The following is a 14,170-nucleotide window of genomic DNA, read 5'->3' as shown; positions in this document are numbered from 1 at the left end:
CCGGCACCTTCGGAGCGCGCTCCCCAAGGCGCTCCGGCAACCCCCCTGAGGGGACGAACGGCCCCGGACCTCAAAGGTCCGGGGCCGTTCGTGTCTTCAATGCCCGACGGCGGGTGGCCGGGCGGGTGCCCGGCGCCCGGTGGGCGCTGGGCGTTGGGCCGGCACCGGTGACGGCGCCGCGTGGGTCAGCGCACGCCGCGCAGCAGGCGACCCACGACGATCGCGACCACGAGGGCCAGGACCGCGGCGATGCCGGCCGTGAGGCCCACACCCGTGTCGAAGGCGTGGGCGGCGGAGGCGAGGAGCTCGGAGCCGGTGTCGCCGCCCAGCTGCCCCGCGACGTCGTGCGCCCCGGCGAGGGTCTCGCCAGCCGTGCTCGCCTGCTCAGCGCTCAGGCCGGCCGGCACGCGGAGGTGCCCGGCGAAGAAGGCGTTGAGCAGGCCGCCCAAGACGGCGGTGCCCATGACGGAGCCGACCTCGTAGGCCGTCTCCGAGATCGCGGAGGCGGCTCCGGCCTTGGCGGCCGGGACGGCGGAGAGCGCGAGGTCGTTTGACACGGTCTCCGAGAAGCCCACACCGAGGCCGAGCAGCACGAAGGAGGCCATGACGGCCCACAGCTCGCCCGTGTGGCCCAGCAGGGCCAGGAGGCCGTAGGCGGCGACGTTGACGAGCACGCCCGTGACCATGAGCTGCACGCGGCCGAAGCGGCGGGCGAAGGGCACCACAGCGAGGCCGGAGGCGAACATCACCACGAGGCCAGGGAGCATAAAGGTCGCGGCGTCCGCGGGGGACAGGCCGGCCACGAGCTGCAGGTGCTGGGCCAGGAAGTACATGAAGCCGACGAGGCTGAACAGGCTCAGCATGTTCACGAGCAGCGGGCCGGAGAACTGCTTGCGCTGGAAGAGGCGCACGTCGAGCATCGGCTTGTCGCGGGCGAGCTGGCGGCGCACAAAGAGGAAGCCCAGGAGGGCACCGATCGCGATCGCGGCGACGGAGACGAACCACGGCTCGCCCGTCGAGGCGGCCTTGATGCCGAAGGTGATGGGCAGCAGCGAGCCCACGATGAGCACGATCGAGATCGGGTCCATGGGGCCCGGCTTGGGGTCCTTGGACTCGGGGATCAGGACGTGCGAGAGCGCCAGGAGCGGCAGCAGGATCGGCACGGAGATGAGGAAGACGGAGCCCCACCAGAAGTGCTCCAGGAGCCAGCCGCCCACGATGGGGCCAAGCGCGGCGCCGGCGGAGAACATGGACGCCCACACGGCCACGGCCATGGTGCGCTCGCGGGCGTCAACGAAGATGTTGCGGATGAGCGAGAGCGTGGCGGGCATGAGCATGGAGCCGAAGACGGCCTGCAGCGCGCGCCAGAGGATAAGGGTTTCGGCCGTGGGGGAGTACGCGGCGGCCACGGAGACCGCTGCAAAGCCCACGGCACCGATGAGCAGCACGCGGCGGCGGCCGATGCGGTCGCCGAGGTTGCCCATGGGGACGAGGAAGCCCGCGAGGATCAGCGGGTAGATGTCGATCATCCACAGCACCTGCGTGCCGTTGGCGCCCAGCGAGGACGTGATGGACGGGATCGCGAACGTCAGGACGTTGTTGTCGATCGAGACCAGCAGCACGGGAAGCATGAGCAGCGCCAGGGCGAGCCAGCGGCGCAGGGGCGAGCGCACCAGCTGCACCACGGGCGTGGTGCCGGTGGCGGGGCGGGTCGCGGAGTCGTCACGCGGCATGGCCGGGGCGTGCGCAATGGGAAGGGCGCCCGTGGACGGGGCGGGATCCTGGCGCTCGCTCGCGGGGTTCGCGGTGGCGGCTCGCTGCTCTCCGAGGCTCGGGTGCGCGGACATGAATATCGTTCCTTGGCTGCTGCGCTGGTGCGGTGCTGACGATCGGGCGGTCGGCGGGGCGAAAGCGCCCCGGAAACCCGGTGATGGCGCCGCCGAAGCAACGCCATTGCCATAACTGTACCGTCTGGACGGTTTAATGAGGAAGCCGGATCGGCGTGATTCCGCTCTCTGTGACGCGCGGGCCGATAGAGTCTGTGCCATGCCTCGCCCACCCGCAGCCCGCGACAAGCTCCTGGACGCCTACGCAGACATCCTGCGCACCGGCGGGGAACGCGCGGCCACGCTCGAGGCCGTGGCCGGTCAGGCCGGCGTCTCCAAGGGCGGCCTGCTCTACCACTTCAAGACCAAGGAGGCCCTGGCCGAGGCGCTCTCCGAGCGCATGCTCGAGCTCGGCCGTGCCGACGTCGAGAAGATGCGCACGGCCCCCGACGGCCCCTCGAGCTACTACGTGCGCACCTCGGTCAACACCAAGAGCGCCTTCGACGTCACCTACGCCGCGATGATCCGCCTCTCGCAGGCCTACGTTGCCCCGGCCCGCCACGCGCTGGAGACCATCCACCGCTGGTGGCTGGACCTGATCCTTGAGGAGGTCGAGGAGCCGAGCGTCGCCGAGACGATCATGCTCATCGGCGACGGCCTCTACTCCTACGCCGCCCTGCCCGGCGAGCTCGATCGCCCCGAGGCCGGCGGCGACATGGTCGGCCTGCTGCGGCAGGTGGAGGTCCTCAAGGCCGCGGCCAAGGCCCAGATCGCGGCCGCCAATGCCTGAGTCTTCCCGGTCCACCCGGCTTTGAGGCGCGTTCAGCGCTTTGAGGCGTGGATTTCGCGCCCCACAGCGCAGAACCGGGATCAAAGCGCAGGGAGCGGCGCGGGCGCCCAACGCACGACGACGCGGGCCCACCTTCCGTACGGAAGGTGGGCCCGCGTCGTCGAGCACTGCCTCAAAGCGGTTTGCTGTACCGAGAACCGCTAGCAAACCGTTCAGCGTCCAGGAAACCGTCCTGGGCGGGGCGGAAGGCGGTTGCCCGCTCAGCTCTCCTTGAGGTCGAGCATGGGCGCGCGCTGGCGGAAGCCCTTGGTCACGATCGCGAGGACCACGGCGCCGAGCAGGACCCACAAGCCGCCCGCCGCGAAGGTGGTGGGCGTGAGCGAGGTCCACAGCCACACCGTCAGGGCCACGCCGATGAGCGGAAGCAGGCCGTTGTTGACGTGTTGCCAGGCCGTGGCGCGCTCCTGCCGGTCGAAGTAGAAGTGCTTGATGACCGAGAGGTTCACAAAGGTGAAGGCGATGAGCGCGCCGAAGCTGACCACCGAGATGATGAACGCCAGGTCGACTACGAGCGCCAGCAGCGAGACAGCGGAGACCACGAGCGTGGCGGTCGCGGGGGACTTGAAGCGCTCGTTGAGGCGGCCGAAGATCGGCTTGGGCAGCACGCCGTCGCGGCCCATCGAGTAGAGGATGCGGGCCACCGAGGCCTGCGAGGTCAGCGCCGAGCCGAGCGCGCCGGCCACGTAGCAGGCCGTGAAGAGCGTGGCGAGGAAGGTGCCGCCCACCGCCGTCATGACCTCGGTGGCCGCCGAATCCGGATCCGCGAACTGGGTGCTCTTGTGCGCCACCTGGGCCAGCCAGGAGAGCAGCACAAAGATCACGCCGGCGGCGAGGGTGACGATCATGATCGCCTTGGGAACCGTGCGCTCGGCGTCCTTGGCCTCCTCCGCCAGGGTGGAGACGGCGTCGAAGCCGAGGAAGGACAGGCACAAGATGGCCGCGCCGCCCATGAGCGCCCCGGCGCTGCCGGCGGCCTCGGAGCCGTCGCCCCTGAACGGGGCCATGATGTCGATGGCCTGGCCGTTCATGGCGGCGATCGTGAAGACGATGAAGACCACCACGAAGATCGCCTGCGCGGCGATGAGCACGAGGTTGGTGCGGTTCACCGAGGTGATGCCCACGATGTTCAGCACCGTCACGAGCGCGATGCACACGAGCACCCAGACGGCGGCCGGGATCGCGGGGATCGCGACGTTGAGGTAGATGCCGATGACGAGGTAGTTGACCATCGGCAGGAAGAGGTAGTCCAGCATGAGCGCCCAGCCGACCAGGAAGCCGGTCTCGGGGCCGAAGGTGCGCTGCGTGTAGACGTACGCCGAGCCGGCCAGCGGGTAGGCGCCGGCCATGCGGGCGTAGGAACGGGCCGTGAAGAGCATGGCCACGAGGGTGACGATGTAGGCGGCGGCCACGCGGCCGCCCGTGGAAACGGTGACGAGGCCGTAGGTCGTGAACACGGTGAGCGGCACCATGTACACGAGGCCGAACATGGTCAGGGAGGGGGTGCCGAGCACGCGCTTGAGCTGCGTTGCGTTCGTGCCGGCGGCCGTGCCAGGTGTTTGGGTTTTCATCACGGCTCCTTTCATCAAGGGTGGGGCGGTGTATCAGTCCTGCTTCGGTACTTCTCTGGGGTGTTGCGTGGGAGGGCTGGGGCGGCGGGCCCGTGCCGGGCCCGCCGCTGGCTGCCTCAGCCCTGGCGATGCACGACGGCGCCGCCCAAGTAGGTCGCGAGGATCGGGTTGGCGGGCAGGTCGTGGGGCGCCTGCTCCCGGGGGTCGCGGGCCAGGACGATGAGGTCGGCGGCGTGCCCCTCGGAGATCGCGCCCCAGGGGGCGTCGAGGGAGTCGGCAAAGGCCTGGTGGGCCACGCCGGAGGTGTAGGCGGCCAGGGCCAGCTCCGGGTCCACGATCTCCTGCGGCGTCCAGCCGCCGGCGGGGAGGCCCTCCGTGGTGGTGCGGGACATCGCGATCGCGAGACCGTCACGCGGATCGCCCGAGGAGACGGGCCAGTCGGAGCCGAAGGACAGCGCCGCACCCGAGCCCTGGAGCGAGTTCAGCTGGTACTGGCGATCGGAGCGCTCCTCGCCGAGGCGCGGGACCGTCAGGACGGTCATGAGGGCGTCCTGCTGCGCCCAGAGCGGCTGCATGCAGGGGATCACGCCGAGCTGCGCGAAGCGACCCAGGTCCGCCTCGTCGATGAGCTGGGCGTGGGCGATGACGGGGCGGCGGTCGCGCGGGCCGTTGGCGGCGATGGCGGCCTCGAAGGCGTCCAGGGCCTGGCGCACGGCGGCGTCGCCGATCGCGTGAACGTGGATCTGGAAACCCTCGGCATCCGCGGCAACCACGGCGTTTTTGAGCATGTCGCCCGGCCACACGCTCATGCCGTGCTTGTGCCGGGCCGAGCAGTACGGTTCCAAGAGGGCACCGGTCTCGTTCTCCACGACGCCGTCGGCGAAGAACTTGATGGTGTTGGCCGTGAGGCGCGGGTGCTTGGCGGCCTGCACGCGCTGGCGGTCGGCCACGAAGCGCGGGAGCTGGGCCGCGAACTTGCGGGGGTCCGCGTACTGGGCCAGGTTGAAGCGCAGCGGGAGGCGGTCGGCGGCGGCGGCCTCGAGGTAGGTGTCGACGTCGCCGGGCTCCACCCAGGCGTCCTGGACCCAGGTCACGCCGCGGGCCAGGTAGTACTCGCCGGCGGCCTCGAGGGCGCGCAGGCGCTCCTCCTGCGGGCGGGTGGGGGCCACGTCCATGATGAGGTCAACGGCGCCCCACTCGCGCAGGATGCCGAGAGGCTCGCCGTCCGCGCGGTGCGTGATCTCGCCGAGCTCCGGATCGGGGGTGTCGCGCGTGATGCCGGCGGCGGCCAGCGCGGCGGAGTTCACCCAGACCGTGTGATAGTCCCAGGCGCGCAGCACCACGGGGCGGTCGGGGACGGCCTCGTCCAGCCAGCGCGCGTCGAAGAGCCCCTCCGGGGCCAGCGAGCCGTCGTAGCTCGCGCCGAAGATCCACTCGAGCTCGGGGTGCTCCTCGGCGAAGCGCTTCACCTCGGCGACGATCTCCTCGACGGAGCCGCACGCGCGCACCCGCGGGCCTGCCTCCTCGAGCCCGCCGAAGAGCGGGTGGGCGTGGCCGTCGCCGAAGGAGGCGCTCACGAAGGCGCCGCCCAGATCGGTGCGCAGCACCTCGGAACCGGCGTCGGTGGCGGCCTCCGCAAGGCGGTGGGCCTCGGCGCCGAGGCCGGCGATGCGTCCATCCACGAGGAGGACGGCGTCGACGTCGGGCGAACCGGCGCCCGTGAAGACGGTGCCGGAGTGGAGCAGCTGGGCGCGGGAGTTCATGCGTCGGGTCCTTCGTGGCGTCGCTGATGCGTGCTGGGGCGGCCGTGCCTCGGCCCGATCCGGGCCCTCCTGGGGCCTCGGGACGAAGCGGTGGCAGTACCCCGGTACGAACACTGTTCGTGCCGGTAGTGTGACCTTACACACACCGTGTTTCCGCGTAAAGACGCGAGCGTTGCCGCGACATGACCGGCGCGCGCGAGCGCTCGGTAGCCGGCGCCCCGCCCACGGCGGTTGGGGCGCGGGCGCGCCGAAGCGGCTAGGCTCGCCGCGCGGGCCATCCCGCCCCTGTCGAGAAGGAGTGCCCATGACCCCGCCGCTCAGCCGCGACCGGCTACTCGCCGCCGCCATGTCGATCGTTGACGAGGAGGGGGCCGAGGCGCTCACGATGCGAGCGCTCGCCGGGCGCGTGGATCGCCAGGTCTCTTCGCTCTACAACCACGTCTCCGGCCGCACCGAGCTGATCGAGCTCATGCGCGCCAAGGTCGTTGAACGCATCGACGTCAGCGCCTTTGTCTCGAAGCCCTGGGACGTGGCGCTGGGTGAATGGGCGCGCTCCTACCTCATGGCCTTCGCGCAGCACCCGCACCTCATTCGGCTCCTGGCCACCACGCCCATCCGCGATGAGTCGACCCTCGCGATGTACAACGTGGTGGTGCGCGCCCTGACCGAGGCCGGCTGGGCCGCGGGAGAATCCATCGCCGTGCTGCGCACCGTCGAGGCCCACGTTCTGGGTTCGGCGCTGGACATCGTGGCCCCCGGCAACATGCTCGACGCCGCCGCCGTCCCCGAAGAACTGCCCGCCCTGCGCGCCGCGCTCGCCGTGGAACACCACAGCGCCGGCGCCGCGGAGGCCGCCTTCGACCTGGGGCTGACCGCGCTCATCGCCGGCCTGCGCGAGCGCAACGGCGCCCCGTCCGCCTGAACCGGCCACCCGCCGTCGGGCACCGGGCCGCCCGCCGTCGGGCACCGGGCCGCCCGCCCAGCCGTAGGGCCGCGCCGACCCGGCCACCCGCCGTCGGGCATGAAGAAACGAGCCCTCCTGGACTTTCCGCGCACTCGAGTGCGCGGAAAGTCCAGGAGGGCTCGGATTTCTGCGGGGAGCTCAGCCGCGCAGCAGCGCCTTGCGCTCGCGATCCTTGCGGGCCTTGCGCGGATTGCGCGGGGCGGGCTGTTCGTCATCGGGCAGGGCGGAGTCGGGCGAGGACGCGACGAAGAGGTTGAGCCAGCGGGCATTCGGATCGGAGTCGATGAGGAACGCCTTGAGCAGCAGTGTGGCCGGGAGGGCCAGGAGCGCGCCGAGCGGGCCGAGGATGAAGACCCAGAACAGCAGCGACAGGAATGAGATGGTGGGCGTGACGCCCACCGATTCGCCCGTGAACTTGGGCTGGATGATCACCTGGATCACGAAGTTGAGCACGCAGTACACGGCGATGACGACGAGGGCCTGCACCCAGCCGCCCGACAGCAGGGCGAGCAGCGCCGGCGGGACGACGCCAATCACGAATCCGATGTTCGGGATGTAGTTCGTGATGAAGGAGAGCACGCCCCACACCCACACGAGCGGGACGCCGATGATGGACAGAGCAGCGACGTCGGCGAGGGCAACGATGAGGCCGAACACCGTGGTGACGAGCCAGTAGCGGCGCACGCCGTTGGAGAAGTCGCTGACGACCACCAGGGCGCGCGGCTGCACCACGCGCAGGAGCTTCAGGCGCGAACCCATGGACGAGGAATCCATGGCGAGGAAGAACGTCGCCATGACGAGCGTGGCCAGGAGCGAGCCGACGGCGGAGAGGTTGCCGAGGATCGGAACGAGGAGGCCCATGACGTCGTTCGGCTTGATCTCCGAGATGACCTTGTTGACCTGGCTCGCGTCCAGGCCCAGCTGCACGCCGAGCTCGGTGAGGGTCTTCCACAGCGCAAGGAATTGCGCGTTGTACTGCGGGAGCGCGTTGATGAGCTCGATGACGGCCCACACACACGCCCACACGAAGCTGACCAGGACGGCCAGCACCACGAGCAGCGAGACGACCGAGGCGAGATAGCGGTGCATGACGCGGCTGAGCGCGCGCTGCAGCGGGTAGACCACGATCATGAGGTTCAGGCCGAGGAAGATCGGCGCCACGATGTCCTGGATGCCCTGGACGAACAGCAGGATCACGCAGACGGCGGCGAGGCCCAGCGTCACGACCAGGAAGCGCGGCATGGCCGTCTTGGTCGGGGCGGGCGCCTGCAGTGCACGCTTGGTGCCGGCGGTGGCGGTGATCTCGTGGTGCTGTTCGGCGGACGCAGCGGGGCCGCCCAGGTCCACCACGCTTCCCGTGCCCGACGACGTGACCACCCTGGGTGCCGTGCCGCGGGCGGGCGTGACGGCCGGGGTGGGGCCGGTGGTAGGGTGTGGGGCGCCGGGCACCACCGATTCCTTGTCGTCCCGGGGTTCCTCGGGGGAGTGACTCATGGTCCGCCTTTCAGAGCTTCGCGCCCAGTCTAGGGGCGAGGAGAGGTTGCGTTTTGGAGGGATGCGCGGCGTGTGGTAGAGTCTCTTCTCGGTTCGAAACGCTTTCGAGGTGTTGAAGAATCACCTCTATTCGGGGGTATGGCGCAGTTGGTAGCGCGTCTGCATGGCATGCAGAAGGTCAGGGGTTCGAATCCCCTTACCTCCACCGAAGAGCAGAAGGCCCGGTCGCAGACCGGGCCTTCTGCGTTGTTTGGCGCGTGGTCCGGGACCTGGGTGCACGCGGGATTCTGCACCTCGCACCCTCGCCACCCCCCTGTCCGCGTACTGACCAGTAGGTCCGCTCGCGGTACCGCTGGGAGCGAAAAATCGGACCACCGGCGCAGTCTGGTGGCCGTCGTTAGCGTGCGCGCGCCGCACCGGTCGGGGCGTGATGCGGCTCGCCCCCGCTCGATTGGCGCTGGTGGCCCCGGCTTTGCTAAAGTTTCATCTTGTTCGAGCGAGGATCCCGGTCCCGCGAGGAGCACCTCTTTTGGGGGTATGGCGCAGTTGGTAGCGCGTCTGCATGGCATGCAGAAGGTCAGGGGTTCGAATCCCCTTACCTCCACCCAAAGTGTCTTACGGGAACACGCGACATCAAAAGATGTTGGGTGTTCCCGTTTCGCTTCCTTGCCTTCGTCACCGCTGTCGTGTGCTTCGCGGAAGATCGTGGCGAACGGCTCAGCCAAGGTAGGTCGGAGTTGTTCGTCGTCGGTGATGTCGAGGCGGGTGTAGAAGGCTTGGTTCGCGATCCGCCTGTCCGCATCCCCAGAGTGCGCGTAGGTGCGGTGCGCGTCGGTCAGCAGCCGGAGCGAGTCGTGGAGGAACGCCCGCCCGCCCGTGTGGTGTTCGCTGTGCTCGGCCAGGCGTCGGTTCACGTCGGCCAGGCCCGCGCGGATGCGATCTTGATGCCGCTTCAACGTGTCGAGGTCGATGGCGTCGGCGAAGTGCGCCGCAAGCAGCTTGTCGGACTCTGATTCCAGGCGTGCCCGGTTCGCCGTCAGGTCCGCGAGTTCTTGATCCTGGCCCGCGTTGCGCTTGTCGAACGCCGCGTCAACATCGGCGGCGAGGCGCTGGTAGGTGGTGTCGCTGATCGTGATGCTTGCGTAGGAGTCAGCGACGAGTCGTTCCGCCACGGCGACGGGCACGGCCCGCCGCGTGCAGGCGGTCTTCTTCGCCGCTCTGCCGGAGCAGATGAAGTAGGCGTAGGTCACACCGCGCGGGTTGGTCGCGAAGTCCAGCAGCATCCGTGACCCGCAGGTGCCGCAGTGCAGGAGTCCCTTGAGGTGGTGGGCGTGTTGGACGTGCCGGGTCATCTTCGCCGTCCGCGCCCGCAGCAGTGACTGCACCTTGTCGAACAAGGTCGGTTCCACAATGGGATCGTGCGCGCCGGGATGCAGGGCACCCTTGTAGCGGATCACCCCGGCGTAGTACGGGTTCGTGAGGAGCTTGTAGAGGGTGTTCTTCCCGAGCGGTTTCGACGGGCGTTTCGGCGTCGGCACTGTGAGGAGGCCGCGTGCGGTCAGGTCACGGAGCAGGCCGGTGACGGAGGTCTCGCCCTCGGCGTAGTGCTCGAACGCCCAAGTGATGAGCGGTGCCCGGTCGGGATCAACCTCAACGGTGCGTATCTCCCTGCCGTTGTCGTCGGTGCGGCGGACGTTGAGGTAACCGATGGGTGCGCGCATCGGGGTGCCGCCCTGCGCGACCTTCTGCGTCAGCCCTTTCGTGACTTCGGTGGCGAGGTTGCGGCTGTAGAACTCGGCGATGGACGACATGATCCCGTGCACGAGCATCCCCGACGGCGTCTGATCGATCGACTCGGTAGCTGACACGAGAGTCACGCCCGCATTGATGAGAGCTTCGTGAATCTTCACGTCGTCGGCGCGGTTGCGCGCGAGCCGGTCGAGCTTGTGCACGATGCAGAAGGTGACGCGGGTGGCGGCGATGAACGCGAGCATGTCCTGTAGGCCGTCACGATCCGCCGAGCGCGCGGACTCGCCAGCGTCGATGAATTCGCGCACGATCCGCGCCCCCAGCTCGGCAGCCTTCCGCGCGTTCGCCTCACGCTGGGCGGGGATCGAGAAGCCCTCGTCGGTGCCGCCACGCTCGGCCTGCTCCCGCGTCGACACCCGCAGATACGAGACAGCCAGCAGCACCGGCGCATCGGCGGGCGCCCCGGAAGTCCTGGTGTCGAGTGTCGCGGTGCTCATGGTGGGCCTCCTTGCCGAGGTACTTCTTGGTGTCGATCTTCTCGCGCACCACTGACAAACCGAAGAGCTCGGTGAGGCGCAGACGGAAGGTCGTCCGGCGGCGGAAGCCCGTAGGGGTCGGCTTCGCCGTCCACCCACGCGCGGTGCCGGGCCTCGGCGATGCCGAGCACCCACTCGATCAACTTACTGAGGTCAGGCTCCTCACGCCGCGTCACACGAAGGCTCAGGTTCCGATCGTCGCGTCGCATGCCAGACAGGTGCACAGGCCTCGGCACGATGCACACTTTCGCCCGTCCGCCCGTCTCCACTTTGAGGTCACACGCATCTTGCAGATCGAGGGTCGGTAACTTACGTCGGTGACGAAACCGACGTACCGTTGGAACATGGCCACCAAACGCTACGACCCCACAGCGACCGACTTCAACGGACGCTACGCGCGCTGGGTCGCCGCACTAGAATCGGGCGACGACGCCGAGCTGCTCGAAGCCACGGTGGCCCTCCCGACGCTCAACAACCGCGTGCTCAAGAAGCTCGCCGCAGTCGATCGGGACGAACCTGACTCGACGGTGCGGGCGGAGCGGAAGCGCGTGATCGTGCTGCTCAGCGAGATCAACGCCAACCAGGCCGCACGCCTCCGTGAACGGAAGCAGGCGGAGCAGCGCCGTCGCGACCGGACCGTCCGAGTTGAGCGCCGAGTCGAACTCCCGACCACTTGCGCACGGTGCGGTGCCAAGCTCAAAGAGGTGAAGTCCACGGGCAGGCCGCGCTTGTACTGTTCGCCCGCCTGTCGCAAGGCCGCTTACGAAGACCGCCGCGCCCACCGCGACGGCGCAGTCAAGGTGCAGATCGTAGAGAAGTTGATCACCGAGGTGCGAGAACGCCGCATCGACGTGCCTCACCCGAGAAGCGAGTGCATCGATGCCGTGCTCTACGACAACGATGCTCTCGTCCAGGCCATGTGGGTGCTCATCGACTACGTCGCCGACGAGAACTACGATGCGTTCAGCTCGGCTCAGTCACGGTTCTGGGATCTCTACAACAACGTCGAAGTCCTCTACGAGACACTCGTGAAGCGAGCAGCTGCCGACGAGCGCCGCCCTCCTGTGCCCGAAGCAACGCCGACGAACAAGCACAGGCGCAACATGCATCTGATGACCAGGCGTGATCCTGCATCACCGCCGACGGAGTAGAGCCACGGCGTCGCCAAAGTGCACCTTTGGTTGTCGTTACGGTTTCAGCCTTGGTAGGATGGTGGCGTGAGGGAGCGAGAGATTTACCCGAGCGCACCTATCGTCCTGATGGCGATCGAGGTGCGGCACCCGCTGTGCGAACCACTTGACCGCAAGCAGATCGCGGAGGTGTCCGCGCGGATCAGACAGCTGCTGCCCCTGCCGAGTGAGATGAACGAGGTCTCCGTCACCGTGCAGGCAGGGCCGGACGGTCCGCCCACACAGCAGCAGGTCGTCAGCAGCTTCCCGAGGTGGACGAGCCGCGACAAACGAACGGCACTGTCCATCCGGCCAGACAGCCTCGTGATCGAGACCACCGACTACGGCAGCTACGACAGGATACGTGAGTTGCTCGATGTCGCGCTCCAGGCCCGCCTGGCCGTTGCAGCCCCAGCCGGGGTCGAGCGGATCGGGCTCCGGTACATCGACGAGATCAGGGTTCCCGCTGAGAACGGTGGCAGCGCGCCAGACTGGGATCAGTGGGTGGATGCTTCGCTACTCGGTCCCGCGCATGTCGGTGCGGAACTGGGGCTTGCGCCGGTTGTGAACGAAGGCGTCTTCGTCTTCTCCGGCGGCAGCAATCATGCGCTCGTGCTGAGGTACGGCGCGCAGAGCGACTATGCCGTGCAATCGACTCCCGACCTGCGCCGTCCGTTGCCTCCTCCGGGACCACTGTTCAAGCTGGACATCGACAGTTTCTGGCAAGCAGCCGACGAGGTGCCCGAGTTCGATGCAGAGCTCATCCTGCGCCAGGCAGATGCACTGCATGAACCCGTGCGGGGGCTCTTTGAGAGTGTGATTACGGATCGACTACGAGAGGAAGTGTTGCGAAATGGCTGACACCTTGGTGCGGAACGCCGCTGTTGAGTCGGCACTGGGATCCCGCGCTACTGCGGGCGACTCCGCGTTCACTCGAAACCTGACCGAAACGAGACTTACGCCTCCACGTTTGACAACGGAAGTTGGCGGAATCCGGAGCGTAGCCCGTGCGCTCCACGACGACGTAGACGACCTCCACAAGCGCACCCACGAGGACGAGTGGCGCACGGCGGCAGCTGAGCGCGGCAAGGCCAGCGTGACATCGATGCTCACGGAGCTTGCTGATCTCGGGTTCGCCTGGCGTGACATCGCACGAATGGTCGGCGTGAGTGTGCCCGCAGTGCAGAAGTGGCGTAAGGGTGAGAAAGCCTCAGGCGACAGCCGCGGTCGGCTCGCGAGCTTGCTCGCGGCGTGTGACCTGATCACGGGTCACGACTACATGGTCGATGAGATCGCCTCCTGGTTCGAGATGCCGCTCTCTTCGTCTGCTCCTGTCACGCCGATCGTGCTCTACGCCGCCAATCGTGCAGACCTCGTGTTCGAGTTCGCGAGCGGTCACGTAGACCCCGAAGCGCTGCTGTCGGAGTTCGACCCCGACTGGCGCGAACGGTACCGATCCGACTTCGAGGTCTTCGAGGCGGGCGACGGCAACCGCTCGATTCGCATGAAGGGCTGATCTTGAGCCACGACCTCGAATCCCCGTACGTGGAGGGTGTCCCAGACTGGGACGCTCTCTACCGTGCGCGCGGTGACGAGGTCTCGGCAACCCGACCTATCTTTACCGGTGACGTGTTCACCAGCGTCCAACTCCCCGGATCGACTGGCAAGACGAAAGCGCGCTCCGTCGTGGTCCTCCAACACCCGTGTTCGATGCGCACGAACGGCGTCGATCTCGCCTGGCAAGTGCTTGTTGCCGAGGTGTCGAATCGCACGGAACTCGACGAGCGCGGCTGGGTGGGTGGCAACTTCAACCTGATGCCACTGCCCGACGTCCGCCCCGAGGTGACGAGCCAGAGTCGGCATCAGGCGGCGAACTTCGACAACCTCTACACAGTGGCCCCCGATCTGCTGACCGCACGGGTCGCCTCGTTGTCGCCGTTCGGAGTGAACCTGCTTCTTCAGCGGTGGGTGCACTACAGCTCCCGGGTCGTGGTGCCCACCCACACGTTCCACGAGCAGACCGTCGCCTTCTACGAGGAAGCTGACCTGATCGAGGAATGGTGCGACGTAACGAGCAGCGATGAGCTGAGGGTCGAGACGCAGGCGTGCCTAGACTGGCTTCGCGCTGACAGGGAAGGGCCGACCTATCAGGAACTGCTGAAGAACCCGCAGTCGCACAGCATGATTCGCCGCGCGATGCGCCAGGCGCTGAAAGAACGGAACCAGAGTTGAGAACGACTGACCTCGCCAA

The 14,170-nt window shown here is 68.1% G+C and carries 11 protein-coding genes, 2 tRNA genes and 1 pseudogene; 9 read left to right on the top strand and 5 right to left on the bottom strand.

Annotated features, from left to right (window positions below; translation table 11 throughout):
* Positions 1–185: 185 nt before the first annotated feature.
* Positions 186–1,733, bottom strand: a complete 1,548-nt coding sequence (locus DWB68_RS01390; RefSeq protein WP_119423410.1) for an MFS transporter — start codon at positions 1,731–1,733, stop codon at positions 186–188.
* Between the two features lie 313 nt (positions 1,734–2,046).
* Between DWB68_RS01390 and DWB68_RS16925 the strand changes: the two genes are divergently transcribed.
* Complete coding sequence (locus tag DWB68_RS16925; protein WP_119423345.1) at positions 2,047–2,616, top strand: TetR/AcrR family transcriptional regulator; 570 nt, start codon at positions 2,047–2,049, stop codon at positions 2,614–2,616.
* A 260-nt stretch (positions 2,617–2,876) separates the two neighbouring features.
* Here the strand turns inward: DWB68_RS16925 and DWB68_RS01380 are convergent, their stop codons facing one another.
* Positions 2,877–4,244, bottom strand: a complete 1,368-nt coding sequence (locus DWB68_RS01380) for an APC family permease (RefSeq protein WP_119423344.1) — start codon at positions 4,242–4,244, stop codon at positions 2,877–2,879.
* A gap of 116 nt (positions 4,245–4,360) precedes the next feature.
* Positions 4,361–6,007, bottom strand: a complete 1,647-nt coding sequence (locus tag DWB68_RS01375; RefSeq protein WP_119423343.1) for an amidohydrolase — start codon at positions 6,005–6,007, stop codon at positions 4,361–4,363.
* A gap of 304 nt (positions 6,008–6,311) precedes the next feature.
* Here DWB68_RS01375 and DWB68_RS01370 point away from each other — a divergent pair, with 304 nt between their 5' ends.
* Positions 6,312–6,929, top strand: coding sequence for a TetR/AcrR family transcriptional regulator (locus DWB68_RS01370; protein ID WP_119423342.1), 618 nt, complete (start codon positions 6,312–6,314; stop codon positions 6,927–6,929).
* Between the two features lie 180 nt (positions 6,930–7,109).
* Here DWB68_RS01370 and DWB68_RS01365 read toward each other — a convergent pair whose 3' ends face one another.
* Positions 7,110–8,465 (bottom strand): AI-2E family transporter, encoded by a 1,356-nt coding sequence (locus DWB68_RS01365; RefSeq protein WP_233548548.1) that lies wholly within the window; start codon positions 8,463–8,465, stop codon positions 7,110–7,112.
* Between the two features lie 132 nt (positions 8,466–8,597).
* On the opposite strand from DWB68_RS01365, the gene DWB68_RS01360 reads away from it, so the two are divergent.
* The 3 genes from DWB68_RS01360 to DWB68_RS16535 all read left to right on the top strand — a co-directional run bounded on the left by DWB68_RS01360 (position 8,598) and on the right by DWB68_RS16535 (position 9,478).
* Positions 8,598–8,670, top strand: a tRNA-Ala gene (locus DWB68_RS01360).
* Between the two features lie 326 nt (positions 8,671–8,996).
* Positions 8,997–9,069: transfer RNA gene (locus tag DWB68_RS01355), tRNA-Ala, on the top strand.
* A 43-nt stretch (positions 9,070–9,112) separates the two neighbouring features.
* On the top strand, positions 9,113–9,478 hold the full coding sequence (locus tag DWB68_RS16535; RefSeq protein WP_233548547.1) for a hypothetical protein: 366 nt from the start codon (positions 9,113–9,115) through the stop codon (positions 9,476–9,478).
* A gap of 147 nt (positions 9,479–9,625) precedes the next feature.
* On the opposite strand, the pseudogene DWB68_RS16530 reads toward DWB68_RS16535, so the two are convergent.
* Positions 9,626–10,711: pseudogene (locus DWB68_RS16530) on the bottom strand (recombinase family protein); the annotation flags it as partial.
* 383 nt (positions 10,712–11,094) lie between these two features.
* Here DWB68_RS16530 and DWB68_RS01345 point away from each other — a divergent pair.
* The 4 genes from DWB68_RS01345 (at position 11,095) to DWB68_RS01330 (ending at position 14,151) form a co-directional block, all read left to right on the top strand.
* A complete protein-coding gene (locus DWB68_RS01345) occupies positions 11,095–11,901 on the top strand; it encodes a hypothetical protein (protein WP_119423341.1) in 807 nt (268 codons plus the stop codon).
* 66 nt (positions 11,902–11,967) lie between these two features.
* Entirely contained in the window at positions 11,968–12,780 is an 813-nt protein-coding gene (locus DWB68_RS01340) for a TIGR04255 family protein (RefSeq protein ID WP_119423340.1), read from the top strand.
* Entirely contained in the window at positions 12,773–13,435 is a 663-nt protein-coding gene (locus DWB68_RS01335; RefSeq protein ID WP_199700345.1) for a hypothetical protein, read from the top strand. Before DWB68_RS01340 ends, DWB68_RS01335 begins: the two co-directional genes overlap by 8 nt.
* A gap of 2 nt (positions 13,436–13,437) precedes the next feature.
* Positions 13,438–14,151, top strand: coding sequence for a hypothetical protein (locus tag DWB68_RS01330; protein WP_119423339.1), 714 nt, complete (start codon positions 13,438–13,440; stop codon positions 14,149–14,151).
* Positions 14,152–14,170 lie beyond the last annotated feature (19 nt).

Source organism: Galactobacter valiniphilus, assembly GCF_003575975.1.
Taxonomy (GTDB): Bacteria; Actinomycetota; Actinomycetes; order Actinomycetales; family Micrococcaceae; genus Galactobacter; species Galactobacter valiniphilus.
This window is presented reverse-complemented; position numbering and strand designations above follow the sequence as displayed.

What these genes read in the sequence shown, in the direction of transcription:
- DWB68_RS01335 (WP_199700345.1), top strand. Translation starts at nt 12,773, where the DNA reads ATGGCTGACACCTTGGTGCGGAACGCCGCTGTTGAGTCGGCACTGGGA.
- DWB68_RS01380 (WP_119423344.1), bottom strand. Translation starts at nt 4,244, where the DNA reads ATGAAAACCCAAACACCTGGCACGGCCGCCGGCACGAACGCAACGCAG.
- DWB68_RS01375 (WP_119423343.1), bottom strand. Translation starts at nt 6,007, where the DNA reads ATGAACTCCCGCGCCCAGCTGCTCCACTCCGGCACCGTCTTCACGGGC.
- DWB68_RS01390 (WP_119423410.1), bottom strand. Translation starts at nt 1,733, where the DNA reads ATGCCGCGTGACGACTCCGCGACCCGCCCCGCCACCGGCACCACGCCC.
- DWB68_RS01365 (WP_233548548.1), bottom strand. Translation starts at nt 8,465, where the DNA reads ATGAGTCACTCCCCCGAGGAACCCCGGGACGACAAGGAATCGGTGGTG.
- DWB68_RS01370 (WP_119423342.1), top strand. Translation starts at nt 6,312, where the DNA reads ATGACCCCGCCGCTCAGCCGCGACCGGCTACTCGCCGCCGCCATGTCG.
- DWB68_RS01345 (WP_119423341.1), top strand. Translation starts at nt 11,095, where the DNA reads ATGGCCACCAAACGCTACGACCCCACAGCGACCGACTTCAACGGACGC.
- DWB68_RS16925 (WP_119423345.1), top strand. Translation starts at nt 2,047, where the DNA reads ATGCCTCGCCCACCCGCAGCCCGCGACAAGCTCCTGGACGCCTACGCA.